Annotated in this window: 17 protein-coding genes; 11 read left to right on the top strand and 6 right to left on the bottom strand. The window is 60.5% G+C overall.

Going from position 1 to position 18,047, the window contains the following annotated elements; all coding sequences use genetic code 11:
- Positions 1-125: 125 nt before the first annotated feature.
- Complete coding sequence (locus EXZ48_RS32800; protein ID WP_024270605.1) at positions 126-566, top strand: hypothetical protein; 441 nt, start codon at positions 126-128, stop codon at positions 564-566.
- A gap of 87 nt (positions 567-653) precedes the next feature.
- Positions 654-1,226 carry a hypothetical protein gene (locus EXZ48_RS32795; RefSeq protein WP_024270604.1) on the top strand — a complete coding sequence of 191 codons (573 nt, stop codon included), beginning with the start codon at positions 654-656 and terminating at the stop codon, positions 1,224-1,226.
- Positions 1,227-1,562: 336 nt separating this feature from the next.
- On the opposite strand, the gene EXZ48_RS32790 is transcribed toward EXZ48_RS32795, so the two are convergent.
- On the bottom strand, positions 1,563-1,814 hold the full coding sequence (locus EXZ48_RS32790; RefSeq protein WP_023517434.1) for a hypothetical protein: 252 nt from the start codon (positions 1,812-1,814) through the stop codon (positions 1,563-1,565).
- Positions 1,814-3,088 (bottom strand): DNA-directed DNA polymerase, encoded by a 1,275-nt coding sequence (locus tag EXZ48_RS32785; protein WP_023517435.1) that lies wholly within the window; start codon positions 3,086-3,088, stop codon positions 1,814-1,816. The genes EXZ48_RS32790 and EXZ48_RS32785 overlap by 1 nt, the downstream gene beginning before the upstream one ends.
- A gap of 564 nt (positions 3,089-3,652) precedes the next feature.
- Between EXZ48_RS32785 and EXZ48_RS32780 the strand changes: the two genes are divergently transcribed.
- The 6 genes from EXZ48_RS32780 to repC all read left to right on the top strand — a co-directional run bounded on the left by EXZ48_RS32780 (position 3,653) and on the right by repC (position 11,793).
- Entirely contained in the window at positions 3,653-5,683 is a 2,031-nt protein-coding gene (locus tag EXZ48_RS32780; protein WP_130521204.1) for a ParB/RepB/Spo0J family partition protein, read from the top strand.
- Positions 5,684-5,828: 145 nt separating this feature from the next.
- On the top strand, positions 5,829-6,647 hold the full coding sequence (locus EXZ48_RS32775; protein WP_023517489.1) for an N-6 DNA methylase: 819 nt from the start codon (positions 5,829-5,831) through the stop codon (positions 6,645-6,647).
- A 439-nt stretch (positions 6,648-7,086) separates the two neighbouring features.
- On the top strand, positions 7,087-7,557 hold the full coding sequence (locus EXZ48_RS32770; RefSeq protein ID WP_024271228.1) for a hypothetical protein: 471 nt from the start codon (positions 7,087-7,089) through the stop codon (positions 7,555-7,557).
- 630 nt (positions 7,558-8,187) lie between these two features.
- On the top strand, positions 8,188-9,408 hold the full coding sequence (gene repA / locus EXZ48_RS32765; protein WP_371687689.1) for a plasmid partitioning protein RepA: 1,221 nt from the start codon (positions 8,188-8,190) through the stop codon (positions 9,406-9,408).
- On the top strand, positions 9,405-10,415 hold the full coding sequence (repB, locus tag EXZ48_RS32760; RefSeq protein WP_063832226.1) for a plasmid partitioning protein RepB: 1,011 nt from the start codon (positions 9,405-9,407) through the stop codon (positions 10,413-10,415). Before repA ends, repB begins: the two co-directional genes overlap by 4 nt.
- A 163-nt stretch (positions 10,416-10,578) precedes the next feature.
- A complete protein-coding gene (gene repC, locus EXZ48_RS32755) occupies positions 10,579-11,793 on the top strand; it encodes a plasmid replication protein RepC (protein WP_023516065.1) in 1,215 nt (404 codons plus the stop codon).
- 20 nt (positions 11,794-11,813) lie between these two features.
- On the opposite strand, the gene EXZ48_RS32750 is transcribed toward repC, so the two are convergent.
- Both EXZ48_RS32750 and EXZ48_RS32745 read right to left on the bottom strand, forming a co-directional pair.
- Positions 11,814-12,191 (bottom strand): hypothetical protein, encoded by a 378-nt coding sequence (locus EXZ48_RS32750; RefSeq protein ID WP_023516064.1) that lies wholly within the window; start codon positions 12,189-12,191, stop codon positions 11,814-11,816.
- Complete coding sequence (locus EXZ48_RS32745; protein WP_023516063.1) at positions 12,188-12,871, bottom strand: ParA family protein; 684 nt, start codon at positions 12,869-12,871, stop codon at positions 12,188-12,190. Before EXZ48_RS32745 ends, EXZ48_RS32750 begins: the two co-directional genes overlap by 4 nt.
- Before the next feature lie 477 nt (positions 12,872-13,348).
- Here EXZ48_RS32745 and EXZ48_RS32740 point away from each other — a divergent pair, with 477 nt between their 5' ends.
- Together EXZ48_RS32740 and EXZ48_RS32735 are read left to right on the top strand one after the other, a co-directional pair.
- Entirely contained in the window at positions 13,349-13,717 is a 369-nt protein-coding gene (locus EXZ48_RS32740; RefSeq protein ID WP_023516062.1) for a plasmid mobilization relaxosome protein MobC, read from the top strand.
- Positions 13,718-14,081: 364 nt separating this feature from the next.
- A complete protein-coding gene (locus tag EXZ48_RS32735; RefSeq protein ID WP_037408566.1) occupies positions 14,082-16,277 on the top strand; it encodes a relaxase/mobilization nuclease domain-containing protein in 2,196 nt (731 codons plus the stop codon).
- A gap of 7 nt (positions 16,278-16,284) precedes the next feature.
- On the opposite strand, the gene EXZ48_RS32730 is transcribed toward EXZ48_RS32735, so the two are convergent.
- On the bottom strand, positions 16,285-16,503 hold the full coding sequence (locus EXZ48_RS32730) for a hypothetical protein (RefSeq protein ID WP_037408564.1): 219 nt from the start codon (positions 16,501-16,503) through the stop codon (positions 16,285-16,287).
- Positions 16,504-17,092: 589 nt separating this feature from the next.
- Here EXZ48_RS32730 and EXZ48_RS32725 point away from each other — a divergent pair.
- On the top strand, positions 17,093-17,689 hold the full coding sequence (locus tag EXZ48_RS32725) for a transglutaminase-like cysteine peptidase (RefSeq protein ID WP_023515133.1): 597 nt from the start codon (positions 17,093-17,095) through the stop codon (positions 17,687-17,689).
- A gap of 58 nt (positions 17,690-17,747) precedes the next feature.
- Here EXZ48_RS32725 and EXZ48_RS35355 read toward each other — a convergent pair.
- Positions 17,748-18,047, bottom strand: a 300-nt coding sequence (locus EXZ48_RS35355; RefSeq protein ID WP_207900579.1) for a hypothetical protein, incomplete at its 5' end; no start/stop codon positions are given.

Here is an 18,047-nt window from a genome sequence, read left to right as displayed (position 1 = left end):
TGGGGCGGGCTGCGCCCTCCCCCCTCTGTCCGGGGGAATGTCAGAGGCCATTCCCCCGGAAAGACCGGGGAGGCTTCGCCCAAGGGGGCTTCCCCTGCGGGACTTCGGAAAAAAGGAGACAGAATATGAGCGCAGTCAAAGCCTTCCTGATCGAGCCGATGGCAGGCACCATCCGGCCCGTAACGATCAACCTCGAAGGCAGCTATGCCGAGATCAAGGGTCTCGTGAAATGCGACATGATCGACATCGTCCGGGTGAGCGGCTTCGATATTATCGTTGACGACAACGGGCTGAACGAAACCGTGCCATGCCTCACGGAAGTCGCAGGCGCGCCGACGCCTATCGCGGGAAACCTGCTGGTCACGAAATCGGACAGGCTGGGCGAGCTGACGGATGTGACCGAGGCGATTGACGCGGTTGCGGCCCTCTTCACCATCGTTCGCCCGGCACTCCATCCGGTCATTGTGGTGTCTGAGCGCCCCGGCATCATCGCCGCCCACATTACGCGTGTCGAAATCATTCTCGACCGGAGCACGCCGCAAATCGTGGAAGCTGCCGAGGCGTGAAGCGTTCGGAACGGGGCGGCCGTGCGCCGCCCCGTTTCGCGCCTCCCTCCCCTCAGATCGAGAACGTAGCGCCGACAGGAGACGGCCATGGATGACCGGGAAGAACTGGACCGCCTGCTGGGCGAAACCGAGCGTCCGACGCTTAGCCCTGACGGGCAATGGCGTGCAGACTATCGCAGGGCGCAGCGTCAGCGCCGGCTTGCCGGCGCGCAGCCCGATCTTTTCGGCGGGCCGACCGTGGAACATTTTCACCGGAATCCGACACCACCGGACCCGGAAGACTGGCCTTTGGACTACGAGATTACACGGTTTCAAGATTTGACGCTGGAAGAACAGGCGAGCCAGCTTGCCGCCGATCCGCATACGCCGTGGGCACGCTCGACGCGCAAGAAGCTGACGCCGGAGGAACGGGCCGCCATGATCGCCAGCGCCGCAAACTGGCTTCGCCTTGGCCAGCGCGTTCGCATCACGGGCACGTCGCCCTCCATCGATGGCACCAACGAGCGGCGCGTCGGCCGCGTCGGCGTCGTCTGGCGCGTGTGCGGCGAGCCATTTGCCGATCACGTCCATATCAATCTCGACCTGATAGGGCAGGAGCGCACCGAAAAGGTCGTCTTTGTCGAACTGCGCGACGTGGAGCCGATAGAGGGCGAGGACTGAGGGGCGGTCTGCTCCAAGGCGGCCGCCGCAGCGCGAGGGCCTGGTCCTCACCGCGTCGAGCGGATCGGACCAGGACGAGGGGCGCCCCGAAGCCCCGCCCCTCGAACTCCCCTGCCCGCCCGTCAAAACGGCGCGCCGCAAGCGGGCGCAGTCGGTCCCGCCTCCCCTGCGGGCCGCTATACTGAGGCTCCTGCGGCTGCGCTCATCCCGCTCGCAACGCATCGAGAATGCCCGAAATCCCGGCCATAGGCCGGCGCTATGCTGATTTCTCCGATGCTCTTCTTCTTCCGAGGATCGTACCGCGCTCGCTCCGCTGCGCGCCGGCACGATCGGTCGCTACGCGAGACCGCCGACAAAGCCGCTCATCTCCTTCAGCCGAACCATGGAAAGCCGCATGCGGCCATTGCAGCCCCGACGCTTACAGCTCGCCTTCGCCTCGATCTCATCGAGATAGAGCTGCGAGCGATCGACTTCCTCGCATAACTGGGCGCGGCTGGTGTAGGTGAGCCGTCCGCATTTCCGGCAGACCAGTTCAAGCTTCTGGTCATCGCCCAGATCGCGCACTTTGATCGTCGCCTTCCAGCCCATCACCAGAAGTCCTCGGCCGAAGGGATGCGGGTATAGGAGATCTTGCCGCCGGCATGGCCGCCTGCAGGCGGCTTCCATTCGCCCATGCTGACGATGGTCGCGGAGTAGCGCGTGTTCAGCGCGTCGACCGCGCTGTTGGCCTTCTCCCATTTCCGCCGCAGCGCGTCGTCATTGTCGAGCAGGTCGATCTGTCGCTCGTTGGACGGCGAAAGATCGTAGAGCGTGACGCCGATCCGGAAAATGGTTACGCCGCGCGGATAGTCCTTGCGCACGCGCTGCCATAGCGCATGCAGCCCCGCGAGGATGGCCTGATCGTCATGGACGACCGCCAGGCGGTGCTTGCCGAACCACGTTCCATCCCGGATCGAGAGCCACAGCCACACGCCGCCGGCGTAATAGCTTTCGCGGCGCAGACGCCGCGCCGCTTTGGTCAGCAGCAACCGCGAAATCTCATACGCGCCGGCGATCGTCCGGCTGTCCGGAGGAAGCACCCTGCCATGGCCGAACATGCCGCGCTTCTGTTCCGGAGCCTGTATGTCGTAGCCATGCAGGGCATACCACAGGCGCTCCCCGTTCACATTGTTCCAGATCCTTCGCATGTGCTTCGGCTGAAGCGCGTAGAGCTGGGGGGTGGAATAGACCCCGTTGCGATAGAGCCGCTTCGCCATGCTCGATCCGACGCCGGGGATCTCCTCCAGCTCGACCCGCAGCAGCGGTTCCGGCATGTCGGCCGGTCTCCAGATCGCAAGCGCATCACCATAGCTGCCGCGCCGCTTGCTCTCGTCCTTCCCGGCCTTGCACGCGATCTTCGCCAACTGCCGGTTCGCTGCGAACCCGATCGAGCTCGTGATGCACCGGCCGATATTGTCCGCGATCGCCGCCTTGATGCGGGCGGCCAATAGCTCCGGATCGCGCCGGCCGCTGTCATCGAGCACGCAGGTCAGTTCGTCGATGCTCTTGGCCGTGTCGATGGCGATGACGGTCTCGATCTCGCACAGCAGCGCATTGTGCGCCCTCCGGTACAGATCCGGATTCTGCGGGACGAGGATGAGGTCCGGACAAACGCGCCGGGCCTCGGCAATCGGCATCACGTTCTTGACGCCTTGCGCCTTCGCCTCCTTTGAACAGGCGATGACGGCGGTCCGGTCGGTCCCGCTGAACGGAACGACGCCCACCGGCCGACCGCGCAGCCGTCGATCGGCCTGTTGTTCGACCGAGGCAAAAAATCCGTCAAAATCAAGGTAGAGCCGTTCGATTTCGTCGGGTTTTCGCACTGGAGGGCTCCATGAAAATGCGGACGAGCAGGATCAGCCCGTGCGCAATGGCGCATAGGAATAATTGCTCTTGATGGGTTTATGTTCCTATTTTGTTCCGCTTCGGTTTTGAAGTCAATCCGTCTGGACTCCGTTACCCCCAGAAGGATCGGCCACCGCCCTCGGGCGGCCGCGCTCTATGCGAAGCACGAAGCCGGCCTAGGCCGTCTCCGCCGATGCCGGTGACGATCGCTTGTCCAGCGGGTGCTGCGCACCCGGTATCGAGGCCCGTTCCGGGCCGCTTTTCCTTACCGCCCCTGACATCGCCAGCCGCCCGGGATCAAGGGGCAGGCGCGGCAGAGCCGCTTGTCGCGTCGGCGAAAAAACGGCTTTCAGCCTACGGCCGAACCTTCCGTTTTTTCCCCGCCACGACCCCTTGACCCGAACGACCGCCGCCGTGGGGCGGGCTGCGCCCTCCCCCCTCTGTCCGGGGGAATGTCAGGAGCCATTCCCCCGGAAAGACCGGGGAGGCTTCGCCCAAGGGGGCTTCCCCTTCGGGAAACGGGAAAATCTAGGAGACAGAAAATGACCGATACCCAACAGCAAACCGAAAGCTTTTTCGTCCCGCTGAACAAGCTGGACCGCGACCCCAAGAATGTGCGCAAGACCTACAGCAAGGAAGGCGTGGCGGAGATGGCCGCGACCATCCGCGCCGATGGCTACCGCCTCTTGCAGAACATCATCGTCCGTAAGGGCGAGAAGCGCGGCCGCTTTTTTGTGACCGCAGGCGAGCGCCGCCGTGCCGCCCTCCTCCTTCTGGCCGATGCGGGCGAAATCTCCAAGGACTACCCCGTCGAGTGCAAGGAACGCAGCGAGGCCGAGGCGACCGAAATCAGCATCATCGAGAATATGCAGCGTGAAGCGATGCACCCGGTCGATGAATACGAGGCATACCGCGTCATGGCCGAGAGCGGAAAATCCGTCGAGGATATCGCCGCCCGGTTCGGCACGACGGAAGCCATGGTCCGCAAGCGCATGGCGCTCGGCCGCGTTTCGCCGGTCTTGCTCGACCTCTACCGGCAGGAGGAAATGACATTCCAGCAGCTTTCGGCCTTTACCGTGTCCGACGATCACGAACGGCAGGTGGAAGTCTGGAATAGCCTGCCATCGTGGAATTGCGATCATCGTGCCATTCGCTCGGCCCTGCAAGGCGAAGCCGTCAAGGCCACTGACAAGCGCATGAAGTTCATCGGCGGTCTCGACGCCTATGAAACCGCTGGCGGAGCCATCAAGCGCGACCTCTTCGATGAGCAGAACGGCGGCTATGCGCTCGACGTCGCTCTTGTCGAAAAGCTCGTCGCCGACCGGCTTGAAGCCGAGGCGGAAACCGTTCGGGCCGAAGGCTGGAAATGGGTGGAGGTCGTGCCGATCATTCCGAACGAAGCCCACTACATGCACAGGGTCTATCCGTCCGACGTTCCGTTGACGGAAGAGGAACAGGCCGAGGAAGAACGGCTTGAAGAAGAAAATGACGATCTGGTGGCGCAGATCGAGGCAGGTGAGGCCGACGACGAGGCCGAGCCGCGCATCGAAGCCATTCAGGCGAGGCTTGCGGTTCTCTCGACGTCACAGGAAGCCTACACCCCGGAGGACATCGCCAAGGCCGGTTGCTATGTGACGATGGACCATTACGGCAATGTCGAAATCGAGCGCGGCCTTGTCCGCCCCGATGATGAAGTCGAGGAAGAGGCGGAGGACGGCGACGAAAGCGCCGGAGGCGATGCCGACGAAACGGACGAGGGCGGGGCGACCGTGACGCCGCAGCCCGAAGAGCGCCCGGAACCGACCTTCAAGATGCCTGCCCCGCTCGTGCAGGAGCTTACCGCCCACAAGACCGCTGCCATTCGGGCCGAACTTGCCCATAACCCGGATGTGGCCCTCGCAGCCGTGGTGCATGCCATGCTGGTCAACCTCTTCGGCAGCTACGGCGGCACTGACTACACGTCCCTTGAGGTGACGGCGAAAAGCGAACGGATCGAAACGATCATTGCCGATCCGGCGGCATGCTTGGGTATCGTGGCGATGGACGAACTCAAAGAGAATTACGGCCACACAATTCCCGGCAAACCGAGCGATCTTCTGGAATGGTGCCTCGAACAGCCGACGTCAACATTACTCGACCTGTTGGCCTATGCGGCGGCGAAGTCGATCAATGCCGTGCAGCACCCCCACTATGAGCGCAAGTCGCAGCGCGCCCATGCTGAACGGCTGGCCCAGGCCCTCAAGATCGACATGACGCAATGGTACGCCCCGACCGGCGAGAACTACTTCGGGCGGATCAGCAAGGCCGGGATCAAGCAGGCGGTTACCGAAGCCGTTGGCGAGGATTTGGCGCTCGGCATCCTCGGTATGGAGAAGGCCAAGGCCGTGGAATTTGCCGAACGGAAGATCGCCGGAACCGGATGGCTCCCCGCGCCGGTCCGCATTGCCCTCACCGCCGAGCAGGAGCGCGAGCGGATGGTCGAAGCTAGCGGCGACGATGACGGCGTTTGCCCGTTCGACATCGATGACAAGCCGGTAACGGACAGCGCGACGTTCCCCGAAGCAGCCGAGTAATCGGCTGCCGCAGGCCGCGCAGTCTCCGGCGCGGCCTGCACTTCCCGATCCTTCCCCTTGAACGATCCGCATGACGACGCCGGGCTCTGCCCCCGGTGAATGGCGAAACGCGGCCATGCGGTTCCTTTTCCTCGCAGGTGATCCCATGAACTCCCCGCGCCTCAAATCCATCGTCAAGCTATTCGAAACCTGCCGCTACAAGCATGACATCTACACGGTCTTTAGCGACTGGTGCGAATCCTCCGCTATCGCTCTCAGCAACGCCATGGATCGCGTGCATGCAGAAAAACGCGAAACCCGGTTTCAGGAGATTGCCCGCAAATATGGAACCGAAACCATGGGCATCTTCTCGAAGATCATGGGCGAAGTGGTGTTGGCGCTGGATGATCGTCCGCACGACGTTCTCGGTGCGACCTTTCATGAGCTTGGCCTTCACGATAAGGCGCATGGCCAGTTCTACACCCCCTATCCAGTTTGCCAGTTGATGGCCCGGATGGTCGCCGGAAGCCCGGAGGAAATGCGGAAGGTGCTTGAAAGGCGCGGCTTCATGTTGGCGCAGGAGCCAGCCGTTGGAAGCGGGGCGATGATCATCGCGTTGACAGAGGCCATTCTGGAGGCGGGATTCAACTATCAGCAGCTTTTGCATGTGACCGCCGTGGACATCGACCCGCGCGCCGCCCACATGGCCTATATTCAGTTCTCGCTTCTCCATATCCCAGCCACCGTTATCGTCGGGGACAGTCTGGCGATGCGGTTCAGCGACCAATGGTACACCATGGCGCATATCATGGGCGGATGGTCCGCAAAGCTCAGGAGGGCAGGGGAGGCCGCTACTGCGGATGCGCCGATGCTTGCCCCGGCCATGATGGCACCCGGGCCAAAGGTCGCAATGGCATCGTCGCCCGCCAGGCGCACAGCGCCAGAACCGGCAAGCGAGAAGAATGGCCAGCTACGGCTGTTCTGAGAGCCGCAAGGCGAGAGCTTCCAGCCGGTTCGACCGGCCGGAAGCTCTATGAAAGGGGGGCAGGGCCGCCCCTCTCATGCTCACCCCATGAAGGAAGGGGCAAGCCCCCTCCTTCAAACATCCTCCCGAGGGAGGGGGCGCCCCTCCCTTGAACCCTCCCATGAAGGGGGTGAGACACCCCCTCCAAACCACCCCGGCCCATACGGGCGCGCCCCCTGGTCGGGGTCGCGGGCTTGTCTCTCTCTTTGTCGTCCGAGTGTTGCACCGCGTCTCCTGGCCTCAAGGACGAGCGGTTCCCCCAAATTTCAGTCTCGTCCCCTTGGGCCGAGCCAGAAATTCGGCTCCCCCACTCGCCGCCGCAGGCGGCCGCTAAAGCGGTCCTTGACCCCACTCGACACTCATGCGGACACCTTCCGCCAAAGAGCGAAAGGAGACTTTTATGCGTAACATCAATTTTCTCACGTTGCATGCCGATGCGGCTGGTTTGCGGATCATGGTTCTGGCCAACCGCCTTGCAAGCACCACCGAGACGGAGCGCCTGCTTCATGACTGGGTGGAGCAGCATCTTGCCCGCTTCATACGCTTCACGCGGAAAGCGTTGGCAGCAGAGCGGCGTGTCCTCTTGAATAACGATCCGCAGCAGGATGCGGACCTCGGCGAAGAACTCTACAATTATCAAGCTACCTACCGGGATTTCTGGTGCGAGGAAGATGGTTACGACCTCTTGGACTATGTGCCTCTGGAAATGGTTGAGTTTCGCGCCCTCCTCGGCACGATATATCGGTGCTTGCGTATCGAGTTCCCCTCATGGGGTCTGATCCTGCCGGAAGAGGTGTCTTTGCACGATCTCGATCCCGAGGACATCGACACGGAATGCTCCGGCGATCTGTTTCGTCTATTTGAAGACTGAGGCGCACAGGAGGAGGAGAGGCGGCATCTGCCGTCTCTTCTCCTTGCATCGGTGGGTGAGCCGAGACAGCCGGTGCGACCGGCCGTCTCAGCTGATGAAAGAGGGGCGAGCCCCCCTCTCAACACTCACCCCATGAGGGGGCAGGGCAAAGCCCCGCCCCCTCAAACACCCCCACCCAAAGGGAGGGGACACCCCTCCCTTGGAACCCTCCCTTGGGGGAAGGAGGGACGGTGTCCCTCCTCCTCCTTCCCCCAATGCCCCCTTCCTCCTCTCCCGGAAGCGGCTACGCCGCCGGCTTTCGATTGTGCCGCCATCGGCACGTCGGGCCGGTCATCCGTCGTCAAGCGCGCCAAAATCGAAAAAGTTCTCAGCTGAGAACTTTCGGAAGGATGATGGCGGTCATGAGAAGGCAGGACGCCCCAAATGGACTGCCTCTACGGAGGTTGATAGAATGCCCTCAATCGCAACGCGCGCTTCAGCCCCACAGCGATTTCAAGGAAAAGTTCTCAGCTGAGAACTTTTGGTTAGGGGAAAATCCGTTAACCTTTTGTTAACTCAATTTTCCTTGACCGGAGCACCGACTCGGATCATTTTTACGCTCAATTGTCGATTTCACCGGATTGAGCGTTTATTATGAATTCAGCCGCTACTCAACTTCGGGCGCGCGCATCAGCGATTCCATCGCTAACCCGCCTTATCGAGGCAGACGCCGATCTGCTCAGCGCGCAACTTCAGCAGTTGCGTGCGCGTGCATTCCCTCCTACCGCGGAAAAGCAGCTTCGCAAATTCATGGCTGGCGAAGCTGCGAAACTCATCGGGATCAGTGACGCCTATCTTCGGCTGCTGAATTCCGAGGGTAATATTCCGGAAGCGGAGAAAAACGGGGCGGGGCGGCGTCTCTACTCCCTCGAACAGATTCATGAAATTCGGCGCTACCTGGATTCGAACAAAAAAGGCTACTCGCCAGTGAGGAGCGATAGTGAAGCTCTCCAGGTTATAGCGGTCACGAACTTCAAGGGCGGATCCGGGAAAACGACGACCGCCGCCCATCTTGCGCAATATTTCGCGCTGCGCGGATACCGGACGCTCGCCGTCGATCTCGACCCCCAAGCCTCATTGTCTGCGCTCTTCGGACTTCAACCCGAATTCGACCTCGGCCCGAACGAAACGATTTATGGAGCCATCCGCTACGACGACCAGCAGCGCCCGCTCGGCGACATCATTCGCAAGACCTATTTCTCTGGTCTCGACATAGTTCCTGGTAACCTTGAGCTTCAAGATTTCGAGTACGATACGCCGCGCATCTTGAGTGAGCGGACCCGCGATCGCGAACGGATGTTCTTCACCAGGATCGCAACGGCACTGGCAACTGTAGGCCAGAATTATGATGTCGTGATACTCGATTGCCCGCCGTCGCTTGGATATCTGACTCTCTCGGCGCTTTGCGCCGCACGCAGCGTCGTCGTCACCATCCACCCGCAGATGCTCGACGTTGCCTCCATGTCGCAGTTCCTTCATATGACCGCCGGCCTTTTCGATGTGGTCGAACAGGCGGGGGGAAATGCCGAATATGATTTCTTTCGTTACGTCGTCACACGCTACGAGCCGGCCGACGGTCCGCAAGGTCAGATCGTCGGACTGCTCAAGAGCCTCTTTGGCGACCGCGTTCTGACGAATGCAGTGCTGAAGTCGGCGGCAATATCTGACGCTGGGATAACCAAGCAGACGCTTTACGAGGTTGGGCGTGAGAACTTCCACCGGGTAACCTACGATCGCGCGATGGAGTCTCTCGACAGCGTAAACGGCGAGATCGAAAACCTGGTGAAACAGGCATGGGGACGCACAGCATGATAAAAAGGCGCGACGCTGTCAAAGACTACCTAACTCCTATTGAGCCGTCAGCGGAACCTTCTCCGCGCGCTAAGCCGGCTGTTCAATCCGGCGCATTGAATTCAATGAACCAAGCTATCGCCAATCTTGCCAGCGAGGCTGACCGGGCGGAAGCTTTGCAGTTACAGCTTGAGGCGGGTGAAACCATTGTCGAGCTGGATCCAAAAGTCATTCACGGTTCTTTTGTGAAGGATCGGCTCGATGGCTTCACCGATCCGAAATTCATAGAGCTGCGTGAAGGTCTCAAAACCTCTGAACAGATCATCCCGGTTCTTGTTCGCCCCCATCCCGATATAAAAGGGGAGTACCAGCTCGCCTTCGGGCATCGGCGCGTTGAAGCGCTTCGCCAGCTCGGCCGCAAAGTCAAAGCGATCGTTCGCAATCTTTCCGATGAAGACTTGATCCTCGCACAGGGGAAGGAGAACACGGACAGGGCGGATCTTTCCTTTATCGAAAAGGCATTGTTCGCATTGCGCCTCGATCAGCAAGGGGTGCGTCGGCAGGTGATAATGGACGCTCTGACGATCACCTCCAAAGGCGTCTTGTCTGGCATGATCTCCCTTGCCAGCTCCTTACCGACAGAATTGATCGAAGCCATCGGCTCTGCGCCATCGATCGGACGACCGCGCTGGGAGACGTTCGCGCAATTGCTGGCTGATCCAAGCCACGAGTCCACATGGCGCGAACTCATTCGCCAGGAACAGTTCCACGCTCTTTCCAGCGATGCTCGCTTTGAAAGAACGCTGAAATCCGTCGCCGTGCGCAAGGAAAAGGTGTCCGACGAACAGATCATCAAGACGGGTGAGGGGCGCAAAATTGCGACCGCGCAAAGCAGCAAACGTGCCGTGAAGCTGACGATCCCGACGAAACACACTGGGGAATTCGCGCAATTTCTGCTGCGTAAATTGCCGGATATCTACGAAGAATTTGCCGCGTCTGCGGCAAATACGACAAGTGACAACGAGTAGGAGCAGCCCAGCAAAAGAAAAAGGCCCCCAATCGGTAAACCGTGGAAGCCTCTCTCGTATTCTGTGACAAGGTCGAGAATCGCATTTCCACGAATCACAGTCAAGAGTCTTTGGCACCGTTTTGGTGAGCGGATTTCTTTTGCCTGAAGAAAGGTGAAGGGAAATGCAGTCTGGACATATAACGACGCCCTTCGGGCGGCGGTCGGTGACGCTTGCCTTGGTGAAAGGCCAGTTGGATACCGCTGAATTCGAGCCGACGCGGCGCGTCGAGAAATGGAAGGTCTATCGCGACGTATGCGAAGCCAGCAAGCTGCTTGTCCTTGGGGATCGGCCTATCGCCGTCCTGAATGCGCTTCTGACCTTCTATCCAGCTACGGAGCTTTCCGAGGAACGCGGCCTGGTCGTTTTCCCCTCGAACGCTCAGCTCGCCGTCCGTGCACACGGCATTTCCGCCAGCACGCTTCGTCGCAGCCTCTCCGCGCTGGTCGATGCCGGGCTCGTTCATCGGCGCGACAGCCCGAACGGGAAACGCTATGCCCATCGTGATCGGGCAGGGCAGATCGAGGAAGCCTTTGGTTTCAGCCTCGCCCCATTGCTCGCCAGGGCGGATGAGCTCGCCCAGATGGCACAACAGGCGGCTGAGGAAGAGCGCCGCTTTCGTCGCGCGCGGGAAGCACTCACGATCTGCCGGCGCGATGTTCGCAAGATGATCACGGCCGCGATGGAGGAGGGAGCCGACGGTGATTGGGCGAAGATCGAGGATCATTTCCTTGCCCTTATTGGTCGCTTGCCGCGTTCGCCGCGGCATGAAGACGTGACGGCGATCCTCGAAGAAATGAGTATGCTGCGCGATGAAATCGTCAACATCCTGGAAATACAGCTTAAATCCGAGAATATGCACGCCAATGGTGGTCAGAATGACTGCCACATACAGAATTCAAAACCCGAATCCTTCCATGAACTTGAACCTAGCTCTGAAGAAGAGCGGGGCGAGGTGTCGAGCCATGAACCGAAACGGATGGCCGAGCCGTTGAAGGCTTACCCGTTGAGCATGGTGCTGAAGGCTTGCCCGCAGATATCGGATTACGTGCCGGGCGGCCAGATCGCCGGTTGGCGCGATGTCATGACGGCCGCGGTGGTCGTGCGATCGATGCTGAGCGTCAGCCCGTCCGCCTATCAGGAAGCGTGCGAGGTGCTCGGGCCGGAAAATGCGGCGACCGCCATCGCCTGCATTCTCGAAAGGGCCGAGCACATCAAGTCGGCCGGTGGCTACCTGCGCGACCTGACGCGAAAGGCGGCGCGCGGTGAATTCGGCCTTGGGCCGATGCTGATGGCAGCCATGCGCGCGAATGCCGGGGTGGAGAAGCGAAGCGCATGACGCGCTCCGCTTTCGTCGGCTCAGGAGATATCGGGGATTCTGTCGGCGATCTTTTCGAGATAGTCGTCGATCGCCTCCTCGATATAGGAATTGAACTTCCGGCGCTCGATGGCGGCGAGAATCTTCAGCTTCTTGTGAATGTCGGCGCGGATATGGATGCCGGTCGTCACCTTCTCGGTGTCCCGGAAGCGTTTGCCGGCGATCGGATCGCGGCTTTCGCCCTTGGCCACCATGTCGCGAAGCTGGCCGCGTGCGAGCGGCGGCTTCGAGGTTGAGGGGGCCTGGTCTGCGCTTTCCGGGGCAGGGGAGGGAGCCGGCTTTTCCCGCACCGATGGCCGTTGGCCGTTTGTGGAAATCAAGCCGAGCACAAGGTTCTTGCTGGTTGGCTCCTCGCTCATGTGCGTGCCTCCGCTTTGCTGTTTTTGTAGAGGGTGAGAAGTTCGCTGAGCAGCGTCTCCATCTCCGCGATCGCCTTCGGGTCGGATTTGGCAACGGTCTGGAGCGTGCCGGCGGCACCAATAGACTGGTAGGCGGCGCGGCGGGCGATTGGTTGCGGAGCAACCGTGACGCCGCTTTCGCGAAGAATCTCGCGCAGCGGCTCATGCGCCTTTGCCCTGCCGGTGACCAGATCGTGCTGGTTGATGACGATCATGGTCGGCAGTTTGCGTTTCTGATCCTCCTCGACCACCGGGATATGGTTCAGGGCGAGCTGCATGCCGGCAACGACATCGTCCTGGGTGGTTTGCAGCGGGATCAGAACGATATCGGCGCAGTAGAGGCCGGCGAAGAGATTTTCATTCGTCGTGCCCTCGATATCGATGAAGACGACCTTGCCCTCGTACTGGCGCTGAAGGGCAAGTTTGTAGATTTGGTTCGGGTCAAGGCAGCTCTCCGCCTCAAGCCTGTCGGGCCAGACGTTCATTTGCTTCGACATCGTAACCCAGCGCATCGTGTTTGCGCGGCTGTCGGCATCGATCAGGAAAACGTCATTTCCCGCGTGGGCGGCCGTCCCGGACAGGGCGCGGACGAGCGTGGTCTTTCCGGTCCCGCCCTTCGGGTTGGCAATGGTGACGATCATTGGCGCTCCTTCCGATTGCGAATAAACTATAGTTAGTTTTCTTCGGCTCTTTTCGCAATGAAATCGTTGCCCGTTGTTTTTTCCTCATTGGTGATTGACGATTGATGACTGGCCCCTGGGAACGGTCAACAGTTAGTGAGCAATCGTCAATTGACCATTGATAGGGAGCAATAGCAGCGTGATTAACCATCAGTAACTAATGGTTAATTGGCAATTGATCGTGCTGCGATTGTTGGCGACAGCATCAACAGTGGGCAATTGGTGACGTCGGCATGGCTTTTTGGGGATGGTCGTCTTTTCCTGATCGAGTGTTATCTTGGTGCTGTTTTGGTGTGTAAAATATAGTTTTATTTTTTATGGCAGGATAGTCAAGTTTGTGGTACAAACTCGACGTCGCCCCGCACTCCGGCAGGGCTTAGGTTCGCGCTGGTGGCGCTCTAGGGTCGCCTCCGGCAACCTGGCAGAGGAAGGGAAGCGATGCGCAGCGAGGTGGTCAGGGTCCGTCTGAGGCCGGAGGAGCGGCAAGCTCTGGCGGACCTCTGCGGCGACGATCGCACCGCCAGCGACGTGATCCGGTTGCTGTTTCGCGACCAGGCCGGCCTGCCGCTCCCGGTCGGACCGGCCGAAGCTTTGGCTTTGCGCGGCACCAATGAGGAGCTTCGGCGCATCGGCATCAATCTCAACCAGGCGGTCCGTGCGATGAACGAAGGCCGTGTTGGCTACGAACCGCATCTCGACGCCGCGCTACGCAGCCTTCTCGATGGGGTCTTCCGGCTGCGGGCGGACGTCGACCTCATGCTGCGGATCAGCCGGCAGGAGCGGAGGAGAGATGGTCATGGCCTATGACTGGACGAGCTTGCTTGGCGAAATCGACAGTTTCCAGGTGCGGCGGACAAATTCGCTCCTCGATGAGGAAGACGAGCGTCGCAGGCGCGCAGGAATGGTGCGGATGGCCGTGATCGCCGAGGCGCCCCAGCAACGATACATTCCAACGGGGATAGCCAGCAAAGCCCGGCCAGCCGCTGTCGCGTCACCAGAACCGACAATCGCCTCGATCCTCCGGCCTGCAAATGCCTCCCAGTGGGACGTTATCATCCTTTTTGGTGCTCTCGGTGCTGGCCCGAAATCCTTAGAGGACGACGAGCTGCGCAGATCGGGCGGCGGGGGAGGAGGAGCTGGCGGGGCGCCGCGCATCGACCGGCCGCCTGCTATGCGATCTTCGCCCCACAAGCGATCGTCGGCGGAGACGGCGAGCCGGGCGGCGATCGCGGCCGGGGCGCAGCCGGTCGTGATCAAGGTGACGTCGACCGTTTCAAGCAAGGCGTCGGCCGGGGGCCTGATGACCTATCTCGGCACGCGCGAGGTGGAGAAGGAAAATGGTGAGAAGGGGAAGGTCGACATCCCGATTATCGACCAGGATGGAGTGACGATTGCGAGCCGGGAAGAACGGGCGGCCGTCCTGCAGGCGTGGGTGTCAGAGTTTCGCGAACCCTATGCAGTAAATGCCGTTGCCACCTTGTCGATTAATTTGGCGGAGGCGACGAATAATGAGGATCTTCACGATGCGCTGAACTCGGCCTTCGGCTCCAAACCCTTCCTCTATGCGCGCAATCCGGACGGTCAGGTTGCCGTGTTTGCGGTCACAGATCTTCCGGCCAAGAAGATTGCCGGTGCGCTCAGGGCGCGCGAAAGGGGAGAGGGGCCAGGGCGCGCAGTTGAGAACGCCGAGGCCGAAATTGCGCGCCGTATGTCGAATGCCGGCGTCTCGGCCGAGGTCCGCATTCTCGGCGCCGCGGTCTCGGAAAAGTCGGGCCGCTATTTCCTCGAGAAGTTTCTCCGCACGGAAAAGCATGCTGTCACCAGCGCCGGCGAACAGGTAAAGCGTGGCCCTGCCATCAAGAACATGGCGGACGGCATCTGGCGGAGCTGGTCGAGTGACATCCGGACCGTCGAGCCGCGCAATGCCTTCCATGTCATCTTTTCCGCCCGCGCCGGGACGGACGCAGAGGCGATGAAGCGAGCTGTGCGGGACTTCCTGAGCGAGCAAGTCCCGGGCCATCGCTGGATTACCGCCCACCACCCGGAAACCGGGCATGTGCATGTCCATGCGATGATCTCGGCGCGAGACGACGTCGGCAAGGCCTTGCGCCTTACCAAGCCCGAACTCTTCGAGTGGCGCGAACAGTTTGCGGCGAAGGCGCGGGAGCAGGGCATTGCCATGGTCGCCACCCGGCGCGCGGATGTGGCAGCCACGCGGCCCTATAGCCAGGCGCAGGCCGCTGCCTATGAGCGCGGCCGCGTCGATCCGCGCTATCTCAAGACCACGACGGTCAAGCAGCGAGTCGAGCGCAAACGGGCGGGCATCGTGGATCGCGTGTCTCTGGCCAACGGCAATCTCGCTCTTGCCCCGAAATGGCAGGCGACGGCCGCTGCCCTGAAGCAGACCGGTGCGCAGCCGACGGTCATTGCCGCGGCGGATCGCTTCGCGGCTACCGCAGGGCAGGCGCAGAAGGGCGCCGCCCAACCTGCCAAGGGCTTCGTGCTTCTTCGGATGGTGATCGAGCACACGGCGGACCAGGAATTGACGCTCGCGTCGATCCAGCGGGCGGTCGGCGTGGGCCGCGAGTCGATCTCGGTCGAAGGCAGGGCGATCCATGTTCTTGCGCCGACGACGGCAAGTGTCAGCAAGATCGAGCGCGAGCTGGCGCGGCTGAGCGACGAATTCGGTCTGGGCGCAGAAATGCAGGCAGTGTCTCGTGACACAGAAGCCCGTCTTCTCCAGGCAGGATTGAAGGCGGCCGTCATCGTGGAAGCGGCAGGCTCGGCAAAGGACGGTGCACCGACGGCATGGATGCAGAGCCGCTTCGATGCCCATGTTCGCAAGGCGGATGAAAAGCCGGCCACAGCCTTTTCGGACCTCATGACCTTTGTTTCATCCCTCAAACAGCAGAAGGAAAACGCCATGCCCCTATCGCTGAAACAGTTCGACGAGCGCGTTTCGCGCGCCACCAAGTCGATAGACCGCCTTGAAGGGATGGTTGACAGCAGCTCCGAGCGCCAGGCCGTCGAGGAAATGCGGCGCGAGATCTCCGCACTGTTCGCGGAGCAGCGTCGCGACATCGAGATGCAGCAGGTAAGGTCGGCCACGGAAACGAGCGGGGGAGGGGGCACGCCGGCAGCGGCTCGTGCGGATGACGGTCAGGCGCAGAGCCGGCCGGCCCAGTCCGCCGTCGATCCCGCCATTGCGGCACAACAGCAGGCGATTGCGGCCGGCCGCGCCTCTCGAGCCGCCCGCGAGCAGGCAGGCGCGGCGAAAAACGCGCAGTACGAACATCGCCAGCAGGTTCTCCGCCAGGCAGAACAGGATCGCCAGCGAGACAATGGCCGCGATGGCGCGGAGCGCTAGGCCGAGGCTACTCCTGCATCAGGCCGTCAAAGACTTCCAGCAGGGCATCGACGATGGCCTGGCCAAGGGCGTTGGCCGACGCAGCGATTTCGTCTTCGCCATGATCCCGCGTGGCGATGGCGAGATTGCCGCCTTCTTCGGAGACGATCGCCTTAGCCCGCTCGATCGCCCACAGGGCGAAGTCGCTCCGGTTGGAGATGGTCATCGTTTCGGTCTGCTCGTCCATGCGTTTACTTTCGATGTTGCCGGCATAACTGGCCGTCTGTTTCCTTGACGGTGATATCAAGCGATATCGCTCCGCGCTGGTCGAGGGAACCGTCAGGGGGCTTCGCGCGATCGATACGGTTTCAGTTCGTCCTAGCGCAAACTCGACGAACACCTCGCGACGAGCGTACATCGTTTCAAAGTGGTACACACGGCCAGAGGATTTTTCTGAAAAATTTTGGGCTCGATAATCGACTGCAGAACCCTACGGTCTTAATTGGCACCAAAACTACTGAGCGCGATGTGCCCACATGTCCGCTGACGGTTCGCCTTTTTTGGGAGCGCAGGCTTATGCTGCCATGGCAACGATGCTGCCGCCTTTTGGAAAATCTCTTAAATTCAATGGATTAGATGATAGCTAATTGCCTGGCGGAGGTCAAATTTTCCTCAAATTTGAATCAAAAGCGATTCAAGTACGACTTAAATTCAAGTCAATTTTTGTTTTCATTTTATACTTATACAATCTTGATTTGAGCCAATTTATACTTTTGAGATTTGCGTAGGATCAAAAATTACGTGTCATTGTCCTATTATTGAACGGAGACAGAACAATGACAAAAGCATTCAAGGTCAGTGCAATCGCGTTTCTTTTCTCTTTGGTCGCCGCACAGGCCATGGCCCTTCCCGCGGCGATGGAACTCGCTGGCAAGACTAGCCAGCCGATCGGCCACTATACATTCTGCAAGAAATATAGCGAAGAATGCCAGCCCAACGGCGAGGACAAGGGCCCGATGATTCTAACACAGGAAAACTGGAAGACTATCGTCAACGTGAACTACAACGCGAACGTGGATTATCTGCCACTGACGGACATGGAAATCTACGGCGTTGAAGAACTCTGGACCTACCCGCAAAGCGCCGCCGACTGCGAGGATTACGTTCTGATTAAGCGCAAGAAGCTTATCGAGGCCGGGATCTCGCCTTCCAACCTGCTGATCACCGTCGTCGTTCAGCCGAGCGGACAGGGCCACGCGGTGCTGACCCTTCGTACCGATCGCGGCGATTTCGTGCTCGACAACATGCGCAACAAAATCCTGCTCTGGTCGGAAACCGAGTATCGATATCTGAAGCGCCAGTCCTCGACCGATGCCGGCAAGTGGATCAAACTGCAGGACGGTCGTGCCGACGCCGTCGGCAGCGTCAAGTAACGCCTCCGATTCCGATATCCAACTGCGCCCGGCTTGTGAGTTCGACCAAAACGCATTGTCAGTCGGGGGGGGCTGCCTCGGCAACTCCCTCGGCGTCGCGGTCATCGTTCTTCTGGCTATGATAGGTGGATAAACGTATTCCGGCGACATCAACCGAGCCTCGTAGTCTTGCGCTGCAAAAAGGCGCCCAGATAATTCGCACCGCGACGGCCTTCAATTGCGACCACACATGAAGGAAGCTTCCCCACACAATCAGCGACTGCTGGCGCATCGTTCGGCTAATACCAACGAGCGCTGACGGCGACTCGTGGAGGGTTCCCAAATCATCGAATTTCTGACTCCCTGTGCCGAACGGAGG

The organism is Shinella sp. JR1-6 (genome assembly GCF_004284735.1).
GTDB lineage: Bacteria > Pseudomonadota > Alphaproteobacteria > Rhizobiales > Rhizobiaceae > Shinella.
Note: the sequence above shows the minus strand (reverse complement) of the source record. Positions and strands in the feature narration are given on the sequence as shown.